The organism is Curtobacterium sp. MCBD17_040 (assembly GCF_003234805.2).
Classification (GTDB): Bacteria; Actinomycetota; Actinomycetes; order Actinomycetales; family Microbacteriaceae; genus Curtobacterium.
This window is the reverse complement of the sequence record NZ_CP126273.1, coordinates 882,707-907,913: the sequence shown is the minus strand read 5'-3', so window position 1 is coordinate 907,913 and position 25,207 is coordinate 882,707. Positions and strand designations below refer to the sequence as shown.

Below are 25,207 nucleotides of genomic sequence, written 5' to 3'. Positions count from 1 at the left end.
GGCCACGCTACCGACCGGCGGATGCGATCTCGGTCACCAGCACCGGGCCTCCCGGACCGTCCAGGTGCACCGCCGGAGCGCGTCCTAGGCTGGGCCGGTGAGCTCCGACGCGTCCTCGACCACCCCTCCCATCGCCGCGAAGCACCCGGTCACCCGGACCCACCACGGGGTCCGGTTCGTGGACGACTACGAGTGGCTCCGTGACAAGGAGTCCCCGGAGACGCTCGCGTACCTCGAAGCCGAGAACGCGTACACCGACGCGGCGACCGCGCACCTCGCCCCGCTGCGCGACCGGCTGTTCGACGAGATCCGTGCCCGGGTGCAGGAGACCGACCTCAGCGTGCCGGTGCGGATGGGCCGGTTCTGGTACTTCACGCGCACGAGCGAGGGCAGCCAGTACGGCGTCCACTGCCGCGCGCCGATCACCGACGAGGACGACTGGACCCCGCCCGAGGTCGAGGCGGGCGCCGAGGTGCCGGGCGAGCAGGTGGTGCTCGACGGCAACCTGCTCGCCGCGGGGCACGACTTCTTCGCGCTCGGCACGTACGACGTCAGCGACGACGGCGAGCGCCTGGTCTACGGCATCGACACGGCCGGCGACGAGCGGTACACGCTGCACGTGCGCGACCTCACGAGCGGTGCGGACCTGCCGGACGTCATCGAGGGCACGGGGGCCGGTGCCGTGTTCGACCCGTCGGGCCGGTACGTGTTCTACCCCACCGTCGACGAGTCGTGGCGTCCGGACACCATCTGGCGGCACGAGGTCGGCGGGACCGGCGAGGACGTCGCCGTGTTCCAGGAGCCCGACGACCGCTACTGGGTCGGCGTCGGCGTCACCCGGTCGTCGCAGTACATCGTGATCGAGCTCGGGTCGAAGATCACGTCCGAGGTCCACCTGCTCGACGCGGCGGACCCGACGGGCGAGTTCCACGTCGTCTGGCCGCGTCGCGAGGGCGTCGAGTACGACGTCGAGCACGCGGTCGTCGGCGGGAGTGACCGGCTGCTCGTCCTGCACAACGACGGCGCCGAGAACTTCGAGCTCGTCGACGTGCCCGCGGACGACCCGACGTCGACGAGCGACCGCCGCGTGGTCATCGCGCACGACCCGGAGCGCCGCATCGAGTCGGTGGACGCGTTCGCCCACCACCTCGCGGTCGAGTACCGGTCCGAGGCGCTCCCCCGCGTCGCGATCGTGCCGATCGAGGGCGACGGGTACGGCGACGCGCACGAGGTCCCGTTCGACGAGGAGCTGTTCTCGGCGGGCTTCGGCGGCAACCCCGAGTGGGACCAGCCCACCCTGCGCCTGACGTTCACGTCGTTCGTGACCCCGTCGACGGTCGGCGACCTCGACCTCGCGTCGGGCGCGATCACGGTGCGGAAGCGCCAGCCGGTGCTCGGCGGCTACCGCTCCGAGGACTACGTGCAGGAACGCCAGTGGGCGACGGCACCGGACGGCACGCGCGTGCCCGTCTCGCTCGTGTGGCGCCGCGACGCGGTGCCGGCCGGGAGGCCCGCTCCCGTCCACCTGTACGGCTACGGCTCGTACGAGCACAGCATCGACCCCGGTTTCAGCGTCATGCGGCTGTCGCTGCTCGACCGCGGCGTCGTGTTCGCGGTCGCGCACGTCCGCGGGGGCGGCGAGATGGGCCGGCACTGGTACGAGCAGGGCAAGACCCTGACCAAGAAGAACACGTTCACCGACTTCGTGGCGGTCGCCGACCACCTGATCGCGACCGGCCGCACCACGCCGGACCGCATCGTCGCCGAAGGCGGCAGCGCCGGCGGGCTGCTCATGGGCGCCGTCGCGAACATCGCACCGGACCGGTTCACGGGGATCCTGGCGGCGGTGCCGTTCGTCGACGCGCTGACGAGCATCCTCGACCCGGACCTGCCGCTCACGGTGATCGAGTGGGACGAGTGGGGCGATCCCCTGCACGACCCCGAGGTCTACCGGTACATGAGCGAGTACACGCCGTACGAGAACGTCCGCGACGACGTCACCTACCCGCGGATCCTGGCGGTCACGTCGATCAACGACACCCGGGTGCTGTACGTCGAGCCCGCCAAGTGGACGGCGCGCCTGCGCGAGGTCGGTGCGCCGGTGCTGCTCAAGACCGAGATGGCGGCGGGACACGGCGGGGTGAGCGGGCGCTACGACTCCTGGCGCGAGCGGGCCTTCGAGCTGGCGTGGCTGCTCGACGTGCTCGGTCTGGCCGAGGCCGGACCGCGGTCCTGACGGCGCGATCCCCGACCCGCGAGATCGCAGTCGTTGCCGTTCCGGGAGCGTCCTGAGCGGCAACGACTGCGATCTCGCGGGAGAGGGTGACGGGCTGGGTCAGACGCGCGAGAGGGCCTGCACCGCGTCGTCGTAGGACTCCTCGGCACGACGCACGCGGTCGCCCGCGAGCACGCCGTAGCCGAAGGTGTCCTCCCCCGCGCGCGTCGCGATGCCGGCGACGTGCCGGAGCTCCTCGAGCGCGTGCAGGGACTGCGCCCGCTCGGTGAGGACGTCCGCCGCGACGGTGATCCGGCGGCCGAGTGCATGCGGGAAGGCCTCGTCCCCGAGGACGTCCATCGCGATCCGCATCCGCATCGTGGCCAGCCACGCGCGTTCGGTCGCCTCGCGGTCGCCGGTCTCGTCCGCCGGGTCGTCACCGACCGCGGCGCGCACGAGCTCGCGCACGACGGGCTTCTCGGCGGCCGTGACGTCCTGCGCCACCCGCTTCGGGGTCCGGAGCGCCCAGGCGGTCGGCTCGGGTCGCTCCACGGCGTCGTCGAGCAGGTCGAGCAGGTCGAGGTACTCCGGCGTGTGCAGGAACCGGAGGGTATCGCGCACCGCCTCGTCGCGACGCTCACGGGTCGCCGCGAGGAGCCGTTCGCGCGCCAGGGTGTCGACGAGTGCGTCCTGCGCCGGCGTCCCGGCCCGGTGGAGGTCGCCGACGAGGTACTCGGCCGACGCCGCACGGCTCACGACATCGGCGAGCGTCTCCGCGGCGGCCACCGCGCGGTCGGTGAGGTCCGCGTCGGCGAAGGCGGCGCGATAGGCGCCGAGCACCGCCGCCAGGCCGAGCGACGTGGTGGCCAGTCCGCGGAGGTCGGCGGTGTCGCCGGACCGGAGCCGGGCCTCCCGGCGGGCGAGCGACGAGCGCAGCCGCGCGACGCGCTTGCGGAGGACGCGCGCGGCGGAGCCCTTGGCCGGCTTGTCCGTGGTGCGGAGGCGCGGGGCGTCGACGCCCGCGAGGCCACGGGCGAGCTTCGAGGAGACGGCCGCCGGCTGCGCGCCACGCTCGGCGAACCGCGCGTCGAGGCCGTCGAACAGCGTCTGCGCCACCTGCTCGTCGACGCCCTCGACCGCCTCGACCTCGACCTCGCGCCACGTCCGCGGCCCGGTCGGCGCGTCGGGGTCGAGCCGGAAGGCGCTGACGTGGTCGTCCGCGAGCTCGGCGACCTGGTCGCCGTCCTCGTCCAGGAGGCGCGTCACGGCCCGTTCCGTCCGGATCCGCACCACGGGGCGCAGCGCCCGCCCCCGGCGCTCGGCGAACAGCGCCGCGAGCACCGCGTCGGGCACGGTGTCGGTGTCCTCGGTGAGCGGGAAGTGCTGTTCGTGCCGGACCGTGTCCGAGGCCGCGCGTTTGATGTGCCAGCCGGCGTCGGGGCCTCCCGTGCGGCGGCGGACCGTCACGTGTGCGGCCACCAGGTCGAAGCGCTCGGTGTCCCAGTACGTGGCGTCGAGCTCGAACGGCTCCTGCCGCTCGGTGCGGAGGATCCCGCCGACCCCGATCAGGTCCGGCAACTCGGCCTCCGGGGCCAGGTCGTAGGTGCGTTCGATCTCGAGGTGCGTGTCGCTCACACGTCCTTGTCTACCAGCCCGCCGCCGGTGGCCCGAGCGTCGTCGAGACGCCCGGCGAGGACGGCCGCCGCGATGCTCCCGAGGAAGGGGACGACATAGGCCAGGAGCATGACGAGGAACAGCGCCGTGTAGGGCACGACGGTCGCGAGGCTCCAGACCTCGGTCAACGGCCAACCGAGCGCCGTCGCGATCACGGGCATGCCGAGCAGCCACCAGTCCGTCGCGGACCTGGAGCGGAGCACGAGGCGGCCGGCCGCCACGGCGACCGCCGACCCACCGAGCCACGCCCACGCGGGTCCGGGCGTCGACGTCAGGACGAGGGCCGCGAGTCCGGCCGCGCCGAGCACGACGAACCCGACACCGGCGAGCTGGCGGCCGCGGGTCGACGCGTCCGTCAGCAGCAGGGCACCGATGGCCGCGAGCGCCGGGACGACGACGAGGAGGGCCACGACGACGACCGTGAGGACCCGGATCCAGTCCGATCCGTCGTAGCGCGATCCCATGGCGGACAGCCCGGCTCCGACGAGCATCGAGCAGATGGCGAAGGCGACGAGCGCCGAGGACGTGCGGATGGTGCGCGGCGCGGCGCGCCCCGACAGTGCGGACATGGATTCCCCCCAGGTCGATCGGTGGACGGCGCGGCGGTGGAACAGCGCCGTGGTGAGCGCCCCGAACGCCAGGCCGGCGCGGGGCAGGTCGAGGTCGGCGGCGTCGCGGAGATCCGCGTGCCACTGCTCCATGCGGACCGGTCGGTGGTCGGCGGGCGAGAGTGCGACGGCGAGGTCGACGACCGCTCGCGCGAGCGGGTGCGGCGCGGTCGACGCGCCCTCGGCGCCGTGTCGAGCCGCCGACGATCGGGGGCCGCTCACGGGGTCACCGTCCGGCCGGGCGCGGTGCGCCGTGACGGTCGCGCGGCGGCGCGTGCCCGGTGCTCGTCGGCGGACGCGACGAGGTCGCGGGCGGCGACCCGGCCCTCCCCCGTGAACGCGTAGCGGCGGCGACGCGGGCCGGATCGGTCGGGGTCGTCATCCCATGACCCGGTGATCCAGCCCTGGCGCTCGAGCCGCTCGAGGATCGGGTAGACCGTGCCGGACGGGCGCCCCGTGGTCTTGATGAGCACGAGGCCCCAGAGTGGCTCCTCCTGGGCGAGCAGGGCCTGGAGGACGTCGAGCGTCGGTGCGGTGACGCGCTGGAGTGGTTCCATGGACCGAACCTACCTATGTCGAATAGGTGTGTCAACCGGTCCTGCGGCCGTCGGGCCGACCGGGAGGGCCGGGGCGGCGTCCGGCAGGAATACCCGCGCAGGCACGCCGGTTACCGTCGGCATCATGAGTGACACGATCTCGAAGGACGCGTTCGTCCCCGCCGCCGGCACCGTCACGATGTTCACGACCGGCTGGTGCGGCTACTGCAAGCGACTGAAGACCCAGATGGACCGCGCCGGTGTCACGTACATCGAGGTCAACATCGAGGAGACCCCCGGCACGGCCGAGCTCGTGGCCGCGGTGAACGGCGGGAACCAGACCGTCCCGACCCTCGTGTTCCCGGACGGCTCGACGGCGACGAACCCCTCGCTGGCCGAGGTGCAGTCCCGCATCTGAGCACCGCCCTCGTCGGCGGCCGCGCGTGGGCGCGGACGCCGCGGCGACGCGCGATCTGATCCATCCCCACGGGAACGGCCCCGGAGACCAGTGGTCTCCGGGGCCGTTCGCGCGCCGGGCGCGTCGACCGCGGGCGGCCGGCGACGGGGTCAGCGCCCCTCGAGCGCGTCCGTGAGCATGGCCGCCATCGCGTCGAGCTGGATGTCGCCCGAGTCGACGAGCTCCTCGTCCGAGCCGTCGAGCGCCCGCGCGGCGAGCCCGGCCTTGCTGTCGATGAGCTCGGCGATCTTCGTGTCGATCGTCTGGGCCGCGATGATCCGCCACGCCGTGACGGGCTCCTCTTGTCCGATGCGGTGCACGCGGTCGATCGCCTGCGTCTGCTCGGCGCTCGTCCACGACAGCTCCGCGAGGACGACGTTCGACGCGACCTGCAGGTTGAGGCCGACGCCGGCCGCGGTGAGCGAGCAGACGATCACCGCCACGTCCGGGTCGTTGACGAAGGCGTCGATCTCGGCCGTGCGCTGCGCCGTCGACTGCTCGCCGCGGACGGTCGCGGTCCGCAGGCCACGGCGCGCGAAGACCTCTTCCGCCTGGTCCATGACGTCGAGGTGCTTGGCGAAGAACACGACCTTGCCGACGTTCGACGCGAGCTGCGCCGCGTAATCCGCCGCGAGCTGGGCCTTGGCACGACCGATGCGCCGGACCATCGAGAACACGTTCTCGCCGGTCGTCGTGGCGTCCTGGTCCTCGAGCTCCCACCGCGCGACCTGGCGGACGAGCTTGTGGTCGATGCCCTCGACCGGGGCCTGGCCGGTGCGGGCGGCGAGCGCCTGGTGGTAGCGGGCGACGAGCTTCGCGGTCAGCTCGCGCTCGGCGTCGCGGATCGACCGGCCGACCTCGTCGTCGAGTTCGACGGGGATGTCCGCGATCCGGCGCGCGGGGATGTCCGCCGCGACGTCGACCTTGCGGCGTCGGACGATCCCCATCTCGATGACGGCGCGACGGGCCTCCACGAAGAAGCCGGGCTCGGCCGGGGTCAGCCCGATGTCCTCGAGGGCGTTCATGAGTTCGGCGCGGGGCTTCTTGTCGTCGATCCAGCCGAGGAACTGCCAGATCGTCCGGAAGTCCTCGACGCTGTTGATGAGCGGGGTGCCGGTGAGCGCCATGAGGAGCGGCCGGGCCATGCGCTCGCGGATGCGCTCGGCGAGCTGCAGCACGAACCGGGAGCGCTGGGACTCCTTGTTCTTGATGAAGTGCGCCTCGTCGACCACCATGCCCCGGAACCCGAGCGCGCCGAGCCAGCCCACGTGGCGGTCGAGGATCTCGTAGTTGACGACGATGACGTCGGCGAAGCCGTCCATGTCCTCGCCGTCCCCGTGCAGCACCGTGACGGATCGGTTCGGCACCCACCGCTGGGCCTCGCGCATCCAGTTCGTCTTGACGACGTTCGGGACCACGACGAGGAGCGGGAACGCGTTCGCGGCGTCCGCGGCGAGGAGCGACTGCGCCGTCTTGCCGAGGCCCGGCTCGTCGGCGAGCAGGAACGTGCGGTGCCCCTGCGCCGCCGACGCGACCAGCTCCGCCTGGTGCTTCATGAGCTCGGCACCCGCGGGGGTCCGGAGGGTCGTGGGCTCCGGGAGCGGCATCGACGCCACACCCCCGCCCGCGCCGTACTCGAACGACTTGAACAGCGGGCCGAACAGCTCCCAGTTCGCGAGGCGCCGCGGGTGCGCGACCGGGGCCTCGGCGAGCGAGAAGTCCGGCGGGAGGAACGGGTTCGCCAGCTGCCGGGCGACGACCTGCTGCGGCACGACGGCCCGCTCCGGGGCCTCGACCGGCGAGGTCGGCTCGGCGGCGATGACGAGCTCCTCGGGCGCGAGCTCCATGCCCGCGGCGATCATCATGTCCCGCTTGACGGTCCGCGTCGACTCGGAGACGGGGGCGTCCTCGGCGAGGAGCTGGATGACGCTCGTGTCGCGGGCCGCGGTCTTGGCGAGGATGGTGGCGACGCCGTCGAGCCGCTTGAGCTGTTCGGCGCGCTGCGCGTCGGTCAGGTCGGCGTCCGCCTTGACGCGGGCGCGCTCCTCGCGCATCAGCTGTGCGACGGCCTGGAACTTCGTGCGGTTCGAGGGGCGGAGCGCCCCACGCTGGGCCGCCGCCTCGACCTCGCGCACGGCGCGGGCGAGCACGGGGATGAGCCCCTCGTTGTCGACGGGTCGCGTGCGACGGGGTGCGGACCGCACGCCGCCGGCCGCTCGCCTGATGCCTGATCGAGCCAACGCTCCTCCTGTCTCCCGATCGACGGGAGTCCCCGACGGTGTCCGCCGGTACGTCTCGTGACGGACCGCGCGCGGCCGTCGTTCCGGACACCCGTGCGACACGACCGGACATGGCCCGGGGCGAGCCTGTTCGACGCGCCGGGCCGGTACCGATCAGGAGACCGGGTGGGTGCCCCTCCATGAACTGTCACACGCTCGCGACGCCGCACGGATGTCGGGTCACCGCCGTCGCGTCCCGACTCCGGGGGGCCGGGACACGTGACCGCCCCCGGAACCGGGTGGGCCGCCCCCGGAATCGGGACGGCGTGCGGCGCGTGCGCAACCAGTCTAGTGCACCGCACCTCCCCCGCACCATGTGGGGCGCCCGGGAGGCCCCGCCTCAGGACCCGCGACCGGGTGCGGACCGTGGCCGCAGACCGGGCCCCGGGGCGGGCAGCGTCGCCGCCGGTGCGGTGAGCGCGGCACGGGTCGCGGCGAGGAGCTGCTCCGCCGTCGCGATCCCGTTCGCCGACCCGGTCGTCGCCTGGCCACCCGCGTGAGCGAGGAGTTGCGAGCCGATGGCGGGTCCGATGCGCTCGGCGCCGTCCGGGTTGCGTCGCACCCAGTCCCGCGCGATCGCGTCGGCGAGCCGTTCGGCGGCGGCGCCCCGGTCGGCGTCCCCGCGCGACCGGTGCCAGAGGCCCGTGACGACGAGGTGTGCGACGACGGCGCCGACGTCCCGGACCGGGTGCCCCCACCCGGCGGTGTCGATGTCGAGCAGGCCGGAGATCCGCCACGGCTCATGCTCGTCGACGAAGATCTGCTCGAGGTGCAGGTCACCGTGCACCACCTGACGGTCGGACGTCGACCACCCGATCGAGCGCCGCCCGATCGCGTCGTACAGTCGGTCGATCTCCTCGGCCTCCCCCGGCAGCGCGGACACGAGTGTGCGCCGGTGCCAGTCCGCGTGGTCCATCGCGTCCGCACGCGCCTGCTGCGTCAGCCGGACCGTGGCGATCCGGCCGGTCAGTGCGGCGAGCGACGCGATGAACCGGGGATCGTCCGCGATCTCGAGGATGCGACTGCCCGCGGGGACGCCTCGGACGCGCTCGAGCACCAGCAGACCGTCACCGCGGGACGACAGCACGCGCGGCACCGGGAGTCCGGCCGCCACGAACTGCTCGTGCGTCCGGACGATCGGGGTGACGCGGTGTGGTCGCACGACCTTGAGGAACACCGTGCCCTGGGGCGAGTCGACGCGGACCACCGCGCGTTTGCCGGGTCGGTACGCCGCGACCGTGAGCGTCGGTGCGGTGACCGGCATGCCCGCGGCGGTCAACAGCTCCGCCACCGCGTCCCGGTAGGTCACGTGCGGCAACACCGGGAGGCCCGGGTCGTTCGGGTAGGCCCACACCGACACGGCGTCGCCGGTCACGGGGTCGAGCACGACGGCGGAGTGCTGGTCGTGGCCGCCGCCCGTGTCGACGTAGGTGAGCACCGTCGCCCGTGCCCCGGCGGCGTCGACGGTGTCGACCTCGTAGCCGTACAGGTAGCCGTTGCCCGACGGCTCGACCGAGTGTGCGCGCGCGGACAGCACCGTCGTCCCCGAACCGGCGAACGCCTCGGGGAGCACGCGATCATGGTCGGGCCACACGCGCCCAGTCAACCGTGTCCCGCATCGATACGCCGGGAGCGGCGCTCGGTAGCCTCGGACCGTGAACCCCGTCGCGCGTCTCCGTCAGGCGACGCGGACGCCGTTCCTGCAGGTCGTCAAGACCGCGGTCGCCACGATCGCCGCCTGGGTGCTCTGCACGGCGCTGCTCGACTCGGAGTACCCGATCTTCGCCGCGATCGCCGCGCTGCTCGTCGTGCAGCCGAGCGTCAACCAGTCGTTCGTCCGCGGCCTGGAACGCAGCGCCGGAGTGGTGCTCGGCGTGCTGCTCGCCACCGCGCTCCACCTGCTGCTCGGTGACAACACGTGGATCGTGCTGCTCGTGATCGTCCTGGCGATCCTCCTGGCGTGGACGCTCCGGCTCACGCCCGGTTCGTCGACGCAGATTCCGATCAGCGCGATGCTCGTCCTGTCGACCGGCGCGACCACGCCGCACTACGCCGTCGACCGGATCATCGAGACCGTCATCGGCGCCCTCGTCGCCCTCGCCGTGAACGCGCTCATCGTGCCGCCCGTGCTGCTCCAGCCCGCGCACCTGGCGGTCGCCCGTCTCGCGCGGGACACCGCATCGGCGTTCGAGCGCATCGCCGTGGGACTCACCGAGGGCCGGGACCGCACCGGGTGGGAGGCCGACCTCGCCACCGCGCGGACGCTGCGGCAGGCGCAGGCCCGCTCCGACGCCGCGCTGGCCGCCGCGCGGGAGAGCCTGACGATGAACCCGCGCGGCGGGCGCCACCGGACGATCCTCGAGCGCGACATGGAGATCGCCGGGCACCTCGCCGTGATCGTCACCCGCGTGATCGGGATGACCCGGGCGATCCGGGACAACGTCGCGCCCGACCTCGTCGAGGACCGCGCGATCGGCCGCATCGCCACCGAGGTCGCACGGATCGCCGCCGAGGTCCGGGCCTTCGCCGCTGCCGATCAGCGGCCGATCGCCGAGGATCCCGCCTCGCCGACGCTGACCGCCCCGGTCGTCGTGCTCCGGCCGAACGAGGACCACTGGATCCTCATCGGGTCGTTGCTCGAGGACATCCGCCGCGTGCGCGAGGAACTCCTCGGCGAGGGGGCCTGACCCGACGCCGCGCCGGCCCGGTCAGCGCAGCGGGTCCGCGCACCGCTCCGAGCAGGTCGCCGTCGCGGTCGCCGCGGCGAGCGCCGTGCGGATGAGCTCGTCCCACGCATCCCCGACGGCCGCGTCGGCCACCGGGCCGGTGTGATGGCGCGCCGCCGCCCGGATCTCCGCGAGCGCCGCGACCGCGTCGGCGCGCCCCGCTCGGCCCGCGACGTCCGGGAGGCCCGCCCGCAGGTCCGCGAGCGCCCGCGCCCGGTGCGGCGCCGCGAGTTCCTGGAGCCCCGTCATCACCCGCCACGCCGCGCGCAGTTCGAGTCGTAATCGGCGGACCGCCGGGTGGAGGGCCTCCCCCCACCCGTCGTCCACGAGTCGGTCGCCGGCGAACCGGTCGTCGACACGCTCGTCCTCCGTCGGCCCCACCGACGCTTCGTCCCCCGTCACCACGGCCCCTCGTCTCCCGCTCCCCCCGTCGCACCCCGGGGTGCGACGTCGACGGCGCCGAGCGCACGTCGTCGCCGCAGCGTAGCAACGTGCGGACGCTGCGTGCGCGATGTGTGCCCGAGGATGTGCGGAGTGGTCGCCCGACGATGCGCGGAGTGGACGTGGCGGACGCGGATCGGGCCTCCCGGCCGTCCACCGGCGCGGCGGCCCGCATCGACGCTGTGACGAGATTCAGCGACACCACGGGGAACGCCGCACGCCCCGCAGCGCGGAGTGCCACCATGGCCCGAGGAGGTCAGGACATGCGGCTGCTGGTGGTGGAGGACGACGACGAGATGCGCGCGCTCCTCGAACGGGGACTCGCGGCCGAGGGCTACCGGGTCACCGCCGTCGAGAACGGCGTGGAGGCGCTCATCGCGCTCGGCGAGCAGGCGTACGACCTCGCCGTGGTCGACGTCATGATGCCCGGCATGTCCGGCTTCGAGCTGAGCCGCCGCATCCGCGAGCGTGAGGACCCGATGCGGATCCTCCTCGTCACCGCGCGGGACGCCGTCGACGACCGCGTGTACGGCCTCGACTCCGGTGCCGACGACTACCTCACGAAGCCGTTCGCGTTCGCCGAGCTCACCGCGCGCCTGCGGGCCCTCGGCCGGCGCGAGGTGGCTGGCGCACCTCGGACCATCGAGGTCGCCGACGTCGCCATCGACTCCGAGGCACGACGCGTCGTCGTGCAGGGCCAACGCGTGGCGATGAGCCCGACCGAGTTCGCGCTCCTCCGGCTGCTCGCCCGCTCCGCCGGGAGCGTGGTGGACCGGCCCAAGATCCTCGAGGAGGTCTGGGACGGCAGCCAGCACGTCGACCCGAACGTCGTCGAGCAGTACATCTCGTACCTCCGCAAGAAGCTCTCCGCGCACGACGCGTCGGTCGCCATCACGACCGTGCGCGGTCGCGGGTACCGCCTCGACAGCGTCGGGGCCTGAACCGGTCCTCCCCGCCGTGTTCCGGCCGCTCCGTCTGCTGTCGCTCCGCGCGCGGATCACCATCGGCAGCACCGCGATCGCGGCCATCGTCATCGTCCTGCTCGTCGTCGTCGTCCGGCTCCAGGTGATCTCCGTCGTCGCGAGCGCCACCACGACCCTGCTCGTCGCCGACGCGGACCCCTACATCGCCGCGCTCGAGGTCGACAGCTCGCCCGACCTCGGGAGTCCCGGCAACGGTCAGCTGGTCGCCGTCGTGTCGCCGACCGGGCAGCTCGAGTTAACGACCATGCCACGGAGCTTCGAACACGAGATCCGATCCCTGTCCACCGCGAGCGCCCGGACCTCGTCGATCACCGTCGACCGCTCGGAGTACCGCGTCGTCGTCGAGCACGTCACGAACGACGCCGGCCGGTGGACGGTCGTCGCCGCCCGCAACGCGCAGTCCGAGCGCATCGTCGTGGACGACCTCACCGAGACGCTCGGCGTGCTCGGGCTCGTGATCCTCGTGGCGTTCGGGATCGCGTCGTGGATCCTGGCGACCGTGGCGCTCCGGCCCGTCGCCCAGATGCGCCGCGAGGCCGAACGGCTCCGGGGCACCACCGACCGGGCCGAGCTCCCCGTCGGCCCCGCGCAGGACGAGCTGTCCTCGCTCGCGACGACGCTCAACGCGTTCCTCGCCCGGACCCGGCAGGCCACGGAACGGGAACGGCAGATGGTCTCGGACGCGAGCCACGAACTCCGGACCCCGCTGGCGATCCTGACGACGCAGCTCGACCTCGCGTCGCTCGACACCGGCGACGCCGACGCGCTCGCGGGACACATCGACCGCGCCAAGCAGAACGTCGCGCGGCTGTCCCGGCTCGCGAACGACCTGCTCACGCTGTCCCGCGTCGAGGAGACCGAGGCCCAGGCCGACGAGGTGGCGCGCACGACGAGCTGGACGGACCTCGGTGACGAGGTCATGTCCGCCGTCGACCGCGTCCGGCTCATCGCGGGTGCCAAGGACATCACCGTCGACTTCGAGCTCGAACCCCCGATCGCCGTCGGCGGGTCCGGGCCGGGCATCGGCGGCGGCACCGTCGAACCGCGCTACCGGCTCGACACGAGCGGCATGGCGCAGCTCGTCACGAACATCGCGGGCAACGCCGTCGCCGCGCTCGAACCCGGGGGCGGCATCGTCGTCACCTGGCGTGCGGAGGCAGGGCAGGGCGTGCTCCAGGTCACCGACGACGGGCCAGGCGTCCCGGACGCGTTCGTCCCCGTCGCGTTCGACCGCTTCACCCGCCCCGACGCCGCCCGACGGTCCGTGCATCCCTCGCCCGGCGGCTCGGGCCTCGGACTCGCGATCGTCCGCGCCATCGCCGAGCGCGCAGGAGGCACGGCGAGCCTCCGCAACGTCCGGTCCGGCGGCCTCGAGGTGACGGTGCGGGTCCCCGCGGTCTGACCCCGCCCGGCTCGCCCCTCCCCCTGCTCGCCGCCCGGTCAGTGGAAGTCGCGGGAGCGCGTCCGGACCGCGAGCGGCAACCGTTCCATGTGGTCCGCGACGACGTTCACCACACCGTCGGGTGACCGCTCGAGGATCCCCCGCACGACGAGCGCCGGTGCCTCGCGGGCGACCCGACGGAACCGTGTCCACACGCCGACGCTGCAGATCACGTTCACGAGGCCGGTCTCGTCCTCGACGTTCATGAAGGTGATCCCGGACGCCGTGGCGGGACGCTGTCGATGCGTCACGACCCCGCCGACCTCGATCCGCCGCCCGGTCTCGGCCGTCATGAGCTCCGCGACGCTGAGCACGCGCCGCCGGGCGAGATCCCGCCGCACGTGCCGGATCGGGTGGTCGTCCGGTGACAGCCCCGTCGACCAGATGTCCGCGATCAAGGCGTCACCGTCGGTGAGCTGCCCGAACAGCGGCGGCTGCACGACCACCTGCGTGTCGGGGAGCTGGTCCGGGCGTTCCGCCGCGGCCTGCGCCGCCGACCACATGCCGCTGCGACGGTCGATGTCGAACGACGCGAACGCATCCGCCGCAGCGAGCGCCTCGAGCTGCGCCGTGGTCAGCCCCACCCGCCGTGCCAGGTCGGACATGTCCCGGAACGGGCCGTTCGCCTCGCGCTCCGCGACGATCCGCTCCGCACTGCGTCGGCCGAGGGACGTGACCTCGACCAGGCCGAGACGGACCGCGAAGGCACCGTCGCGTCGGTGGTCGTCCGTGTCGAACGGTGTGCTCCGGTCGAACGGCCGGACGGGCTCCTGTTCCTGGGCCAGGCAGGTGTCCGAACCGGTCCGTGGCGGCAGCCCGTCGTCGCCGAGCGGTGCGTCGGGATCGAGGACCTCGAGCGTGGCGTCGACCCCCGACCGCAGGATGTCCGGGCGCCGCACCTGCACTCCGTGGCGTCGGGCGTCCGCGACGAGCGACTGCGGCGAGTAGAACCCCATCGGCTGCGCCCGGAGCAGTGCCGCCAGGAACGCGCCCGGGTAGTGCAACCGCATCCATGCACTCGCGTAGACGATGAGCGCGAAGCTGATCGAGTGGCTCTCGGCGAAGCCGAAGTTCGCGAACGCCTGGATCTTGGCGTAGATGGCGTCGGCGTCCTCGCCCTCGATGCCGTTCGAGGCCATGCCGCGGTAGAGCTTGTCGCGGAGTGCCTCGATCCGGACCAGCCCCCGCTTCGACCCCATGGCGCGGCGGAGCTGGTCGGCGTCCTCACCCGAGCACCCGCCCACGGTCATCGCCATCTGCATCAGCTGCTCCTGGAACAGCGGCACCCCGAGGGTGCGCTCGAGCACCGGCTCGAGTGCCGGATGCAGGTAGGTGATCGGCTCCTCCCCGGTCCGCCGCCGGATGTAGGGGTGGACGGCACCGCCCTGGATCGGCCCGGGACGCACGAGCGCGACCTCGATCACGAGGTCGTAGAACCGCCGCGGTAACAACCGGGGCAGGGTGCCCATCTGCGCCCGGGACTCGACCTGGAACACCCCGACGGTGTCGGCCCGGCACAGCTGGTCGTAGACGCCCTGCTCCTCTTTCGGCATGTCGTGCATGTCCCAGCGCTCACCGCAGTGTTCGGCCGCGAGGTCGAACGCGTACTGCAGCGCCGCGAGCATGCCGAGGCCGAGCATGTCGAACTTGACGAGCCCCATGAAGGCGCAGTCGTCCTTGTCCCACTGCAGGACCGTCCGGCCGTCCATGCGGGCGTGCTCGATGGGGACGACCTCGCCGACGGGTCGGTCGGTGAGCACCATGCCGCCCGAGTGGATGCCGAGGTGCCGGGGGAACCCGAGGACCTCGCGCGCGAGTCCGACGACCTCGTCCGGGATGTCGTGCTCCGTGCTCTCGGTGACCGACCCCCACCGTTCCACCTGCTTGGACCAGGCGTCCTGCTGTCCCGGGCTGTGCCCGAGCGCCTTCGCCATGTCGCGCACCGCGGCCTTCGGACGGTAGGTGATCACGTTCGCGACCTGCGCCGCGTTGAACCGGCCGTACTTGGCGTAGACGTACTGGATGACTTCTTCGCGGCGGTCGGAGTCGAAGTCGACGTCGATGTCGGGCTCCTCGTCGCGCATGCTCGAGAGGAACCGTTCGAACGGCAGCCCGTACCGGATCGAGTCGACCGCCGTGATCTCGAGCAGGTAGCAGACCGCCGAGTTCGCGGCGGACCCACGGCCCTGGCAGAGGATCCCCCGACTGCGCGCGTACTGCACGAGATCCCGCACGATCAAGAAGTACCCGGGGAAGTCCTTCTCCTGTATCACGTGCAGCTCACGCTCGATGCGGTCACGCTTGACCGGGTCGACCCCGTCGGCCGAGCCCGGGTAGAACCGCCGGGCGCCCTGCCAGACGAGGTCGCGGAGCCACGACATGGGCGTGTGCCCGTCGGGCACGTCGAGGTCCGGGAGGCCCGGCGCGGCACTCCGCAACCGGAACGACAGGTCGTCGGCGAGCTCCACACTCCGCGCCACGGCGCCGGGGTACCGGGCGAACCGACGGCTCATCTCGGCCCCGGACCGCAGGTGCGCCGTGTCGGCGGCGGGGAGCCAGCCGTCGAGTTCGTCGAGGCTGCGGCGTGCCCGGACAGCCGCGAGCGCCGTGGCGACCCGGAACCGGTCCGGGGTGGCGTAGTGCACGTTCCCGGTGGCCACGACGGGCAACCGGAACCGCCCGGCCAGTCCGGCCAGGAGGTCGTTGCGGGCCGTGTCCATCGGGTCGCCCTGGTCGATGAGCTCGACGGTGACGTGCTCGCGCCCGAACCGGTCGAGCAGGTCCCGCAGTGCCCGCTCGGCGGCGTCCTCACCCCCGGTCTCGAGGGCGGCGCGGACGGTCCCCTTGCGGCACCCCGTGAGCACGTGCCAGGCGTCACCGGCCCGCTCTGCGAGGTCGTCGAGGTCGTACCGGGGCCGGCCCTTCTCCGCACCGGGCGACAGGTGTGCGCTCGTCATGGCGGCGGCCAGTCGGTGGTAGCCCGCTTGCCCGCGTGCGAGGACGAGCAGATGTGTGCCCTCGGGGTCGGCGACGCCGTTCTGCGGTTCGGACAGGCCGATGGAGAGTTCCGCGCCGTACACCGTCCGGATGTCGGAGTGGGTCTCGGCGACCTCGGCCATCCGCGCCGCCCCGTAGAGGCCGTCGTGGTCGGTGAGTGCGAGGCCGTGCAGGTGCAGGCGTGCGGCTTCCTCGAACAGGTGCTCCGGTGGGCTCGCACCGTCGAGGAAGCTGAAGGTCGAGTGCGCGTGCAGCTCCGCGTACGGCACCGTCAGGCCGTCGTCCACGATCGAGGCCGGCGCCGGTGTGTACGGGACGCGTTTGCGCGACCACGCCGGGCTGTCACCGCCGTCACCGGGAGGCGCTGCCCCGGGACTGCGCTTGTCCGACAGCGCACGCTCGAACTCCGACCACGGGATCGGTGGGTTGTTGTACCCCATCAGGTCGCCACCGCCTCGGCCCACCACCGGCCGTCCGCCAGGACGACGGTCCATGCGCGCCCCTCGGCGTCGACGAGCTGCATCCGGTGCAGGCGGCGACCCCCGGCCTCCCACCAGCGCACGACGAGCGGCCATGGCCCCGCCCATGCGGCCACCGCACTGAAGCGTCCGCCCCGGTCCCCCTCGGCGCGGAACCGGTCCGGCTCACCGGTCAGGATGCTGCGCCCGTCGACGTCGACCGGGGTGCCGTCGGCGGCGACGACGTCCACGGGCCGAGGACGGTCGAGGACCGTCGCGGGTGCGGGCCCGGGCAGCCGACCGGGCCACGGGCGTGCACGGGCGACCGCGACCGCGCGCTCGCCCCCTGCCGGGGTGTCCCCCCACGGCACGAACAGCGTGCGCTCCGCCAGGGTCCGACCGCCGGCGATGCGTGCCGTGACGACCCCGTCGTGTCCGACCATGCCCTGGATCCGGGCGAGGCCGTGGTGCACCCGCTCGTCCGGCCCGGAACCCCAGAGTCCACGCTCGTGGTTCGTGACCGCGTCGACCGCCTCGGCCTCGAGCCGGACGTGGGCGACGGGGGCCTCGAGCCCGGTGGGGTCCGTACCGCCCTGCAGCTGCCACCGCACGCGGTCGACGACGTCGGCGGGGTCGAACCACCGCGGATGGGCCCAGGTGCGGTCGAGGCAGACGCCACGGTCGTCGGTGATCTCGATGCGGATCGTCGTGGCCACGAGCTCCGCCGCACGGAGCCGCTCGGCGAAGGTGTCGGCGGACCGACGGAACGCGAACGCCACCTGGTCGGCACGGTCGAGCGGGGGTTCGAACGCGGCGTCGACGGTCAGGTCCGGTGGGACGTCGCGGGCGGTGACCGCACGTGGGTCACGGCCTCCGGCGAGCCGGTGCAGGAACGCACCCTCCGGCCCGAACCGGTCCCGCACCTGCTCGTCCGTGAGCTGCGCGAACGCACCGAGCGTCGTGATCCCGAGCCGCCCGAGCACCATCGCGAGGTCGTCGCGACCGAGGACCGACAACGGCAGCGGTGCCAGGAAGTCCGCCGACGCACCCTCGGGGACGATGCGGACCCGCTCGACATCGCGTGTCCGGGCACGTGCCGCCTGCTCCGCCGCGAACGGGGTGTCCGCGATGCCGACCCGCACGCCCGGCGCCCCGTGGTCGGCCGCGATGCCCGCGAGCGTCAGCGCTGCCGGGTGCTCCCCGCCGTAGTAGCGGGCCGGCCCCCGGGAGCGGATCGCGAGCGTTCCCGGGCGCAGGACGTGCACGCCGGGCACGGCACCCTCGACCGCACGGATGACGGGCTCGAACGCCCGGTGGTCGAGGGCCTCGTCGTACTGCTGGACCACGAGCGTCGTGCACCGGGCCTGGGCCTCGCGGATGCGCAGCCCACGGAGGACGCCCTCGTGACGAGCGGCCGCGGAACAGGCGTACACGAGCCCCTTGGCCACGAGGGCGATCGGCCGCTCGGGGTCCGCCCCGGACGCCACCGCAGCGGCGAGGACGGGCCAGTCCGGGCACCACAGGACCATCGTGCGGGTGGGCGGGGCCTCGACGGGCGGACTCCCCGCCCCGAGGGCCACCGTTCCACCGGTCACGACGCCACCGCCACGGGACGCGCTCCCCGGTCTCCGCCGGCCGTCGTGACGACCACCGGGGACCGGGTACCGGTCGGATCACCGCTCGCGGTCGCCGACACCGACGGCTGGACCGTCCCGTCCGCTGCGGGGAGCAGGAGTTCGGCGCTGCGTGGGCGTCCAGCGCCGGCCCGAGTGGTCGCCACGACCGTTGCCCGCCGTTCCGACAGGTACCCGAACCCGCGTCCGATGCCCTGCCACGAGGAGTCGGTGACCCGGAGCGAGGCCTCGGCACCGGGCCAGCTGCCGAGCGCGACGAGGGCGGCACCCCGCTGCCGGAGCCGTGCCCCGAGGCGAGCGACGTCGCCCGGGGTGACGCGCCCGAGCGGTCGGGTCAGCACGATCGTCGCGACGTCGGCCAGCGCCGCGGTGACCGTCAGCCACTGGTCGCCCGGGTCGGGCACGAGCACGAGCCGCTCCAGGTCGATCCCGGCGGCCGCGGCGGCCTCGACCCCGAAGGACGGCACACCGACCACGGCGCACCATGCGCCGGACGCCGACGCCGCCTGGAGCATGGTCATCGCCAGCAGCACCGACTCGTGCACGCTGTAGGCCGCCCCCGACCGGAGTGCGCCACCCGGTAGGAGCGGCGCGAGCGCAGGCGACGTCGGGAGCGCACCGGTGTCGACCCGCGTGTCCTCCATGTCCGCGATCCGGGAGCGGAGGCTCGTGATGCGCTCCAGCGCCGCCCGCGCCTCGGCCACGTGGTCCGGTTGTCGGACCGCGCGTGCACCATGGGCACCGGGTGCCGGTGTCCGATCGCCCCGCTCTCCGAGGAGAGCCGCCGCCGTCTGCATCGCCCCATGTTCGAACATGTGTTCGATCATGTCAACCGGGTCCGACATCCGCTGTGGACGCCGGATCGTCGTCGCACGACGGTGGACACGGCCCCGTTACCGGACGACGCCGAGGAGCACCCAGCCCCCACCAGTCCCGATGACGTCGACGACGACGCTCGGCGCATCGGCATCGAGCGGCGTGGCCTGGAACCGCCACAGCGCGGGAAGCCCGTCGTTCCGGGCATCGCGGGCACCGTCATCCCCGCCGCCCGGTCCGAAGTCCCACTCGTCCGGGCGGCCCCGCCACCGGGTCGGCCGGTCGGTCACGTGGTAGCGGACACCGTCCCACAGGAGATCTCGGGGCACGCCAGCCGTCGTCGTGCCCACCCGCACCACTCGCGCCTCGCGCACCGGCACCGCGACCACCGCCTCCCGATCATCGAACACGTGTTCGAATCGGCAGTGTACGTCGCTCGTCCACGACACGCCAACGGAGTCGCCGTGGCGCCTCCGCGCCCGGTCAGACCGCGGTGATCGTCCAGGAGGCCGTGGCCGACTCCCCCGGTTCGACGACCAGGAGGCCCCGCTCGGCTCCGGCGTTGAACGCATCCGGGGCGCAGGTCATCGGTTCGACCGCCAGGCCGACACGGTGGTACTCGGGCACGACGTGGTCCGCGGTGTGCACCTGCACCCAGGGGCACTCCGGGCCGAAGGTCATCCGCACGCCAGAGCCGTCGGCGGCGGTCACCCGCACGGTCGCCGTGCCGTCCGCGTCACGGTCGAACCCGGTGAAGGCATGGTCGATGAACCGCGAGCCGATCCGCTCCGGCACCCGGAGGTCGAACACACCGTCGTCGACGTCCGCCACCGGGGACAACGCCGTCGGGACCAGTCGGTCCGGCGTCACCTCGAGCACCTGCTGCGCCGGCAGGTGCAGGGTCCAGTCGTCGACGTGCCCGGGGCCTGCGACGAGGTACGGGTGCGGCCCGGTCCCCCAGGGCGCCGCGTCGGGGCCGGTGTTCGTCCCCGTGATCGTCGTGTGCAGGCCCTGCTCGTCGACCTGGTGGGTGACCGCGACCTCGACCCGGAACGGGTACCCGAGCTGCGCGGGGATGGTGGTGGTGAGGACCACCCGGTCGTCGGCCCGTTCAGCCACGGCGAAGTCGGCCCACGCGACGAGGCCGTGCAACGCGTGTCCACGCTCCGGCTCGGACAGGGCGAGCAGGTGGTCCTGCCCCGCGAACGAGTACCGGCCGTCCACGACGCGGTTGGGCCACGGCGCGAGCACGGCGCCGCGGAACACCGGACGGACCTCGTCCGCGTCGAACGGCACGACGAGGTCACGGCCGTCGTACCGGAGGCTCCGGAGCGTCGCCCCGATCGACGCGATCGTGGCCGTGTACGGCCCCGCGCTGATCGAGCATTCGGTCCCCGACAGGGGCTGACTGGAGGTGTCCGCGGTGCGCGGCGATGCGCTCATGCCGACCAGGCTATCGGTGTCCCGCCGAACCGCCGGCCGAGATCTCGACCAGCGACGGCCCGCTCGACGACGAAGGCCCCGCCGGAGCGGGGCCTTCGTCGTGATGGTGGATCTGAGGGGACTCGAACCCCTGACCCCCTGCATGCCATGCAGGTGCGCTACCAGCTGCGCCACAGACCCAGGTCGGTTGCCCCCGCGCGGAAGCAACCAGTCAAGCGTACACCATCTGCGAGGGCCGCCCGACCACGGTCAGTGGGTGACGGGGACCTCGAGCGGGATGCTCGGGCAGTCGGACCACAGGCGCTCGAGCGAGTAGTACTGCCGGTCCTCGTCGTGGAAGACGTGCACGACGACGTCGCCGAAGTCCAGGAGGACCCATCGACCCTCGCTCCGCCCCTCGCGCCGGAGCGGCTTGGCACCGGCCTGGAGCATGCGGTCCTCGACCTCGTCCGCGATGGCGAGGACGTTGCGCTCGTTCCGGCCACTCGCCAGGAGGAACACGTCGGTCAGTGGGAGCGGACCCGTCACGTCGAGGGCGACGAGGTCCTCGGCCTGCTTGTCGTCCGCCGCGGCGGCAGCGATCTGGGTGAGTTCGAGGGCTCGGGGGGAAGCGGTCACGGATTCCTTCGGTCGTTCGACGCCGGGTAGGGGTCGATGCCGTCGATCATAAGCGACACCCACGACACGGACCAGCCTGGAGGCCCGAACCGGCCACCGCGGAGAGCGAACGAACGCCGGCGGGTCGCCTCAGAAGACGCCGAGCGAGAACATCGCCACGACCACGGCGATGACCCCGGCCACCCCGACCCCTGCAGCGGAGTACGCCAACGCGGTCGGGACCTTCGACTGCTTCGGCTTCGCCGCGGCCAGCACGACCGCACGGGTCGACGTGTGGCTCGACACCGCACGGCTCGCCCGGACGGGGACCGCGTCGTTCGTCGCGGTCTCGGCGTCGTGCTGCTCGAGCAGCCGATCGACCTCGACGCCGTCGATGTGCGGCGTGTGCGCCCCGGTGGCGGCGAGGGTCTTCGGCAGGTCGATCGACCCGGTGATGATGACCTCGCCCGTGGCGTTGAGGGCACCCGTGACGTCGCTGAGCGCCGAGTTCGGCAGGATCAGCGCGTTCGTCTGCGTCTGCGTCGCCCGCGACTGCCCGGTCTGGGGATCGTGCAGGTGCTCGTCCGCGGCCTCGGCCTGGCGGGACCAGTGGCCGGTCGGCGTCGCGATGGTGCCGGTCGTGGCCGGCGGCTCCGGGGCCGCTCCCCCACGCGCGGCAGCGGAACGGGCCCGACCCGCCGAAGCGGGTGACGCCGGACGCCGTTCTTCCGTACGAGCGTCGGCCGCGGTGGGCGCGGCGGGCGATCCGGCCGCGTCCGAGAGGTCGAGGGGGAACACGTTCGGCGTCGAGGCCGCCGGGAGGGCCGGGTCGAGCACGTCGTCGGTGCTCGCGTCGATGCCCTCGGCGGCACCGGACGCGGACCGCGGGCGCGCTGCCCCGACGTCACGGGCATCCGGGACGTCACCGGCACCTCGCGCAGCGCGGTCGCCACGCGCAGTGTCGTCACGACCCGCAGCCTCGTCGTCATGCACCGCATCGGCGTCCCCGGCCGGGACGATGTCGACGATCGGCTCGGCCTCGGGGAGCGGGGCGTCCGGCTCCGGTGCCGGCGGCGCCCAGGTCGACCGGTGCACCCGCGGCTCGTCGCTGTGGGCGACGGCGTCCGAGAGCGGCTCGATGGCGTCGGGCGAACCGTCCGCCTCGGTCGCCTGGTGGAGGACCGCGGCGTCCGGCGCGGGCTCGTCGTGCTCCGCGGCGATGCGCTGGCCCTCGAGCGCGGCGACGTCGCCGAGGACGTCCGCCACGGTGCGGTCGGACGACTGGGGTGACGGCGTCCGGAGCGGGACGGGTGCCTGGTCACGGTGCTGCTCGGCCTCACGCAGGGCGCGGAGCTGACGCCGCGTCATGCCGGTGCCGGGGACGATCTCGGTGGCCGATGCGGGCGGGGCGGCATCGTCGGCGCGGGACGGTTGGACGGCCGCGCGCTGCGTGGGCTCCGCGGCGCCCTGATCGGCGACACCACCCGGCACCGGCACCGCGGCGGCCTGTGCTGGTGCGGACGCGGCGGGAGCGACGTGCGAACCCGGACGCCGGCGCGGCAGGTCGGTCGGGGCGGCGGGCGGTGCCGAGGGTACCGCGACGCTGCGCGGGCCATCGGCCGCAGAGGCGACGGATGCGGGAACGCCGGCGGCCACGGCGGCCTCCGGCGTCACGGGCTGAGCACCGGTCTCGGCGGCACGCTCGCGCTCTCGGGCCTGACGCCGCGTGAGGGGCGGCTGCGAGTCGGACGAACTCATGCGACGCTCCGATACAGATGGTGCTTGGTGATGTACTGGACGACGCCGTCCGGGACCAAGTACCACACGGGATGTCCTCGGCCCACGCGGCTTCGGCAGTCGGTCGACGAGATCGCCAGTGCCGGTACCTCGAGCAAGCTTACGTCCCGCTCCGGCAATCCGGTGACGGTCAGGTCATGTCCCGGCCGAGTCACAGCAACGAAGTGGGCGAGGTCCCAGAGTTCGGAGTGGTCCTTCCAGTCGAGGATCTGGGCCACGGCGTCGGCGCCCGAGATGAACACGAACTGGGCGTCCGGTCGTTGGTCGCGGAGGTCACGGAGGGTGTCGATCGTGTACGTGGGGCCGGGGCGGTCGATGTCGACACGGCTCACCGTGAACATCGGGTTGGACGCGGTGGCGATCACCGTCATGAGGTACCGGTGCTCCGCGTCCGACACGTCGGACTTCATGTACGGCTGGCCGGTCGGGACGAACACGACCTCGTCGAGGCCGAACGAGGACGCGACCTCGCTCGCTGCCACGAGGTGACCATGGTGGATCGGGTCGAACGTGCCGCCCATCACACCGATGCGCGGCCGACCGGTGCTCTCGAGCATCGGGCGGCGGGTCAGATCTTCGTGTGGCCGAACTCGTCGACGCCGGTCTCGTCGGTCCGGGTGGCGTCGAACTTGTGGCTGTGCCGGTAGGCGACGTCGCGGAAGCTCCAGGTCACGAACCCGAGGAACGTGAACACCGCGGCCGCACCGAGCGGGAAGATGAACCGGGGCACCTCGGCCGTGGTGGGTTCTCCGGCAGCGAGCAGCAGGTGGATCATGGGCGCTCCGATCATTCCGATGGGGTGTGGCGGTGGCCGCGCCCCAGTCTAGCCGCGCACCTGACCGTGTCCGCGCACGATCCACTTCGTGCTCGTGAGCTCCGGCAGCCCCATCGGCCCTCGCGCGTGCAGCTTCTGCGTCGAGATCCCGACCTCGGCCCCGAACCCGAACTCACCGCCGTCGGTGAACCGCGTGGAGGCGTTCACCATGACGACTGCGGAATCGACCTCGGCGAGGAACCGGTCCGCGTTGCGGAGGTCGTTCGTGACGATCGACTCCGTGTGCTGGGTGGACCACCGGGCGATGTGCGCGATCGCGGCGTCGAGGTCCGGCACGACCCGGACGGACAGGTCGAGCGCCATCGATTCGGTGCCCCAGTCCTCCTCGGTCACGGGGACCGCCTGCGGGACGAGCGCGCGGGTCGCGTCGTCACCGCGCAGGGTGACCCCCGCCTCCAGGAGGCGCGCCGCCACCACGGGCAGGAGGCGCGGTGCGGCGTCCTGGTGCACGAGCAGCGTCTCGAGTGCGTTGCAGACGCTCGGACGCTGCACCTTGCTGTTGAGCACGATGTCGACCGACCAGTCCTCGGGCGCCGACGCGTCCAGGAACACGTGGACGACGCCCGCACCGGTCTCGATCACCGGGACCTGCGACTCCGTGACGACGGTCTGGATGAGGCCGGCGCTGCCGCGAGGCACGAGGACGTCGACCAGCCCCCGCGCTCGCATGAGCTCCGTCGCGCCGTCGCGGCCGAACTCGTCGATGGTCTGCACGAGCGCGCCGGGCAGCCCCACCGTGGCCACGGCGTCCTGGATGCGCTCGACGAGCACGGCGTTCGTCCGGGCGGCCGCCGAGCCGCCGCGGAGCACGACCGCGTTGCCGCTCTTGAGCGCGAGGCTGGCGATGTCCACGGTGACGTTCGGCCGTGCCTCGTAGATCGCCCCGACGACCCCGAACGGCACGCGGACCTCGGTCAGCTGGAGTCCGTTCGGCAGGGTCGAGCCGCGCACGGTCTGCCCGACGGGGTCGGTCAGCGTGGCGACGTGCTCGACGGCGGACGCCAGCGCCTCGATCCGCGTGGGGTCCAGCCGCAGGCGGTCCAGGAGGCCCGGCGCGAGCCCGCCCTGCTCCCCCGCTTCGAGGTCGCGGGCGTTGGCCGCGACGATCTCGTCGGTGGCCGACCGCACGGCCGCCGCGATGGCGCCGAGCGCGGCGTTCTTGACGTCGGCGGTCGCCGTCACGAGGGCCGGTGAGGCCGCGCGCGCAGCGACGAGCTTGTCGACGAGCGTGGGGTGGACGGCGGTGGTTGCCATACCCGGATTGTAGACG

At 73.2% G+C, this 25,207-nt stretch carries 21 protein-coding genes and 1 tRNA gene; 5 read left to right on the top strand and 17 right to left on the bottom strand.

Annotation, left to right across the window (positions count from 1 at the left end; translation table 11 throughout):
• The first annotated feature begins 97 nt into the window (after positions 1-97).
• Positions 98-2,236: a S9 family peptidase gene (locus DEI94_RS04395; RefSeq protein ID WP_111026906.1), complete on the top strand. Its 2,139-nt coding sequence runs from the start codon at positions 98-100 to the stop codon at positions 2,234-2,236.
• A gap of 99 nt (positions 2,237-2,335) precedes the next feature.
• On the opposite strand, the gene DEI94_RS04390 is transcribed toward DEI94_RS04395, so the two are convergent.
• The 3 genes from DEI94_RS04390 to DEI94_RS04380 are packed head-to-tail and all read right to left on the bottom strand — an operon-like array spanning position 2,336 to position 5,054.
• On the bottom strand, positions 2,336-3,850 hold the full coding sequence (locus DEI94_RS04390) for a CYTH domain-containing protein (RefSeq protein ID WP_146242919.1): 1,515 nt from the start codon (positions 3,848-3,850) through the stop codon (positions 2,336-2,338).
• The gene (locus DEI94_RS04385) at positions 3,847-4,719 is read right to left on the bottom strand and encodes a hypothetical protein (protein WP_146249500.1); all 873 of its coding nucleotides are present in this window, start codon (positions 4,717-4,719) and stop codon (positions 3,847-3,849) included. The genes DEI94_RS04390 and DEI94_RS04385 overlap by 4 nt, the downstream gene beginning before the upstream one ends.
• Positions 4,716-5,054, bottom strand: a complete 339-nt coding sequence (locus tag DEI94_RS04380) for a PadR family transcriptional regulator (protein ID WP_111011067.1) — start codon at positions 5,052-5,054, stop codon at positions 4,716-4,718. Before DEI94_RS04380 ends, DEI94_RS04385 begins: the two co-directional genes overlap by 4 nt.
• A gap of 124 nt (positions 5,055-5,178) precedes the next feature.
• On the opposite strand from DEI94_RS04380, the gene DEI94_RS04375 reads away from it, so the two are divergent.
• Positions 5,179-5,451, top strand: a complete 273-nt coding sequence (locus DEI94_RS04375) for a mycoredoxin (RefSeq protein WP_111026908.1) — start codon at positions 5,179-5,181, stop codon at positions 5,449-5,451.
• A 149-nt stretch (positions 5,452-5,600) separates the two neighbouring features.
• Here the strand turns inward: DEI94_RS04375 and DEI94_RS04370 are convergent, their stop codons facing one another.
• Positions 5,601-7,730, bottom strand: a complete 2,130-nt coding sequence (locus DEI94_RS04370; RefSeq protein ID WP_111011065.1) for a DEAD/DEAH box helicase — start codon at positions 7,728-7,730, stop codon at positions 5,601-5,603.
• Positions 7,731-8,109: 379 nt separating this feature from the next.
• Positions 8,110-9,342, bottom strand: coding sequence for a phosphotransferase enzyme family protein (locus DEI94_RS04365; protein WP_111026909.1), 1,233 nt, complete (start codon positions 9,340-9,342; stop codon positions 8,110-8,112).
• 82 nt (positions 9,343-9,424) lie between these two features.
• Between DEI94_RS04365 and DEI94_RS04360 the strand changes: the two genes are divergently transcribed.
• Positions 9,425-10,456, top strand: a complete 1,032-nt coding sequence (locus tag DEI94_RS04360; protein WP_111026910.1) for an FUSC family protein — start codon at positions 9,425-9,427, stop codon at positions 10,454-10,456.
• 21 nt (positions 10,457-10,477) lie between these two features.
• Here the strand turns inward: DEI94_RS04360 and DEI94_RS04355 are convergent, their stop codons facing one another.
• Positions 10,478-10,897, bottom strand: coding sequence for a hypothetical protein (locus tag DEI94_RS04355; RefSeq protein WP_146249501.1), 420 nt, complete (start codon positions 10,895-10,897; stop codon positions 10,478-10,480).
• A gap of 221 nt (positions 10,898-11,118) precedes the next feature.
• Between DEI94_RS04355 and DEI94_RS04350 the strand changes: the two genes are divergently transcribed.
• A complete protein-coding gene (locus DEI94_RS04350) occupies positions 11,119-11,877 on the top strand; it encodes a response regulator transcription factor (RefSeq protein WP_258378017.1) in 759 nt (252 codons plus the stop codon).
• 16 nt (positions 11,878-11,893) lie between these two features.
• Positions 11,894-13,321: a sensor histidine kinase gene (locus DEI94_RS04345; RefSeq protein ID WP_111011060.1), complete on the top strand. Its 1,428-nt coding sequence runs from the start codon at positions 11,894-11,896 to the stop codon at positions 13,319-13,321.
• A gap of 38 nt (positions 13,322-13,359) precedes the next feature.
• Here DEI94_RS04345 and DEI94_RS04340 read toward each other — a convergent pair whose 3' ends face one another.
• The 11 genes from DEI94_RS04340 to DEI94_RS04290 form a co-directional block, all read right to left on the bottom strand.
• Positions 13,360-16,797, bottom strand: coding sequence for an error-prone DNA polymerase (locus DEI94_RS04340; RefSeq protein ID WP_111026941.1), 3,438 nt, complete (start codon positions 16,795-16,797; stop codon positions 13,360-13,362).
• Complete coding sequence (locus DEI94_RS04335) at positions 16,797-18,410, bottom strand: DNA polymerase Y family protein (RefSeq protein ID WP_309147135.1); 1,614 nt, start codon at positions 18,408-18,410, stop codon at positions 16,797-16,799. Before DEI94_RS04335 ends, DEI94_RS04340 begins: the two co-directional genes overlap by 1 nt.
• Positions 18,407-19,264, bottom strand: coding sequence for a DnaE2-dependent mutagenesis accessory factor ImuA' (gene imuA' / locus DEI94_RS04330; protein WP_181441821.1), 858 nt, complete (start codon positions 19,262-19,264; stop codon positions 18,407-18,409). Before imuA' ends, DEI94_RS04335 begins: the two co-directional genes overlap by 4 nt.
• A gap of 78 nt (positions 19,265-19,342) precedes the next feature.
• On the bottom strand, positions 19,343-19,675 hold the full coding sequence (locus DEI94_RS04325) for a hypothetical protein (protein WP_111026912.1): 333 nt from the start codon (positions 19,673-19,675) through the stop codon (positions 19,343-19,345).
• Between the two features lie 73 nt (positions 19,676-19,748).
• Positions 19,749-20,708: an aldose 1-epimerase family protein gene (locus tag DEI94_RS04320; RefSeq protein WP_181441822.1), complete on the bottom strand. Its 960-nt coding sequence runs from the start codon at positions 20,706-20,708 to the stop codon at positions 19,749-19,751.
• Between the two features lie 104 nt (positions 20,709-20,812).
• Positions 20,813-20,888, bottom strand: a tRNA-Ala gene (locus DEI94_RS04315).
• A gap of 69 nt (positions 20,889-20,957) precedes the next feature.
• Positions 20,958-21,326, bottom strand: coding sequence for a ribosome silencing factor (gene rsfS, locus DEI94_RS04310; protein ID WP_111011057.1), 369 nt, complete (start codon positions 21,324-21,326; stop codon positions 20,958-20,960).
• Between the two features lie 129 nt (positions 21,327-21,455).
• Positions 21,456-23,063: a hypothetical protein gene (locus DEI94_RS04305; protein WP_111026914.1), complete on the bottom strand. Its 1,608-nt coding sequence runs from the start codon at positions 23,061-23,063 to the stop codon at positions 21,456-21,458.
• Positions 23,060-23,659 carry a nicotinate-nucleotide adenylyltransferase gene (gene nadD / locus DEI94_RS04300; RefSeq protein WP_111011055.1) on the bottom strand — a complete coding sequence of 200 codons (600 nt, stop codon included), beginning with the start codon at positions 23,657-23,659 and terminating at the stop codon, positions 23,060-23,062. The genes DEI94_RS04305 and nadD overlap by 4 nt, the downstream gene beginning before the upstream one ends.
• An 11-nt stretch (positions 23,660-23,670) precedes the next feature.
• Complete coding sequence (locus tag DEI94_RS04295; RefSeq protein WP_111011054.1) at positions 23,671-23,877, bottom strand: hypothetical protein; 207 nt, start codon at positions 23,875-23,877, stop codon at positions 23,671-23,673.
• A 48-nt stretch (positions 23,878-23,925) separates the two neighbouring features.
• Positions 23,926-25,191, bottom strand: coding sequence for a glutamate-5-semialdehyde dehydrogenase (locus DEI94_RS04290; RefSeq protein ID WP_111026915.1), 1,266 nt, complete (start codon positions 25,189-25,191; stop codon positions 23,926-23,928).
• Positions 25,192-25,207 lie beyond the last annotated feature (16 nt).

Bases quoted from the DNA above. Each gene is read 5' to 3' on its own strand.
- DEI94_RS04380 (WP_111011067.1), bottom strand. From the start codon at position 5,054: ATGGAACCACTCCAGCGCGTCACCGCACCGACGCTCGACGTCCTCCAG.
- DEI94_RS04375 (WP_111026908.1), top strand. From the start codon at position 5,179: ATGAGTGACACGATCTCGAAGGACGCGTTCGTCCCCGCCGCCGGCACC.
- DEI94_RS04340 (WP_111026941.1), bottom strand. From the start codon at position 16,797: ATGGGGTACAACAACCCACCGATCCCGTGGTCGGAGTTCGAGCGTGCG.
- imuA' (WP_181441821.1), bottom strand. From the start codon at position 19,264: ATGTTCGAACATGGGGCGATGCAGACGGCGGCGGCTCTCCTCGGAGAG.
- DEI94_RS04320 (WP_181441822.1), bottom strand. From the start codon at position 20,708: ATGAGCGCATCGCCGCGCACCGCGGACACCTCCAGTCAGCCCCTGTCG.
- DEI94_RS04305 (WP_111026914.1), bottom strand. From the start codon at position 23,063: ATGAGTTCGTCCGACTCGCAGCCGCCCCTCACGCGGCGTCAGGCCCGA.
- nadD (WP_111011055.1), bottom strand. From the start codon at position 23,659: ATGCTCGAGAGCACCGGTCGGCCGCGCATCGGTGTGATGGGCGGCACG.
- DEI94_RS04295 (WP_111011054.1), bottom strand. From the start codon at position 23,877: ATGATCCACCTGCTGCTCGCTGCCGGAGAACCCACCACGGCCGAGGTG.
- DEI94_RS04290 (WP_111026915.1), bottom strand. From the start codon at position 25,191: ATGGCAACCACCGCCGTCCACCCCACGCTCGTCGACAAGCTCGTCGCT.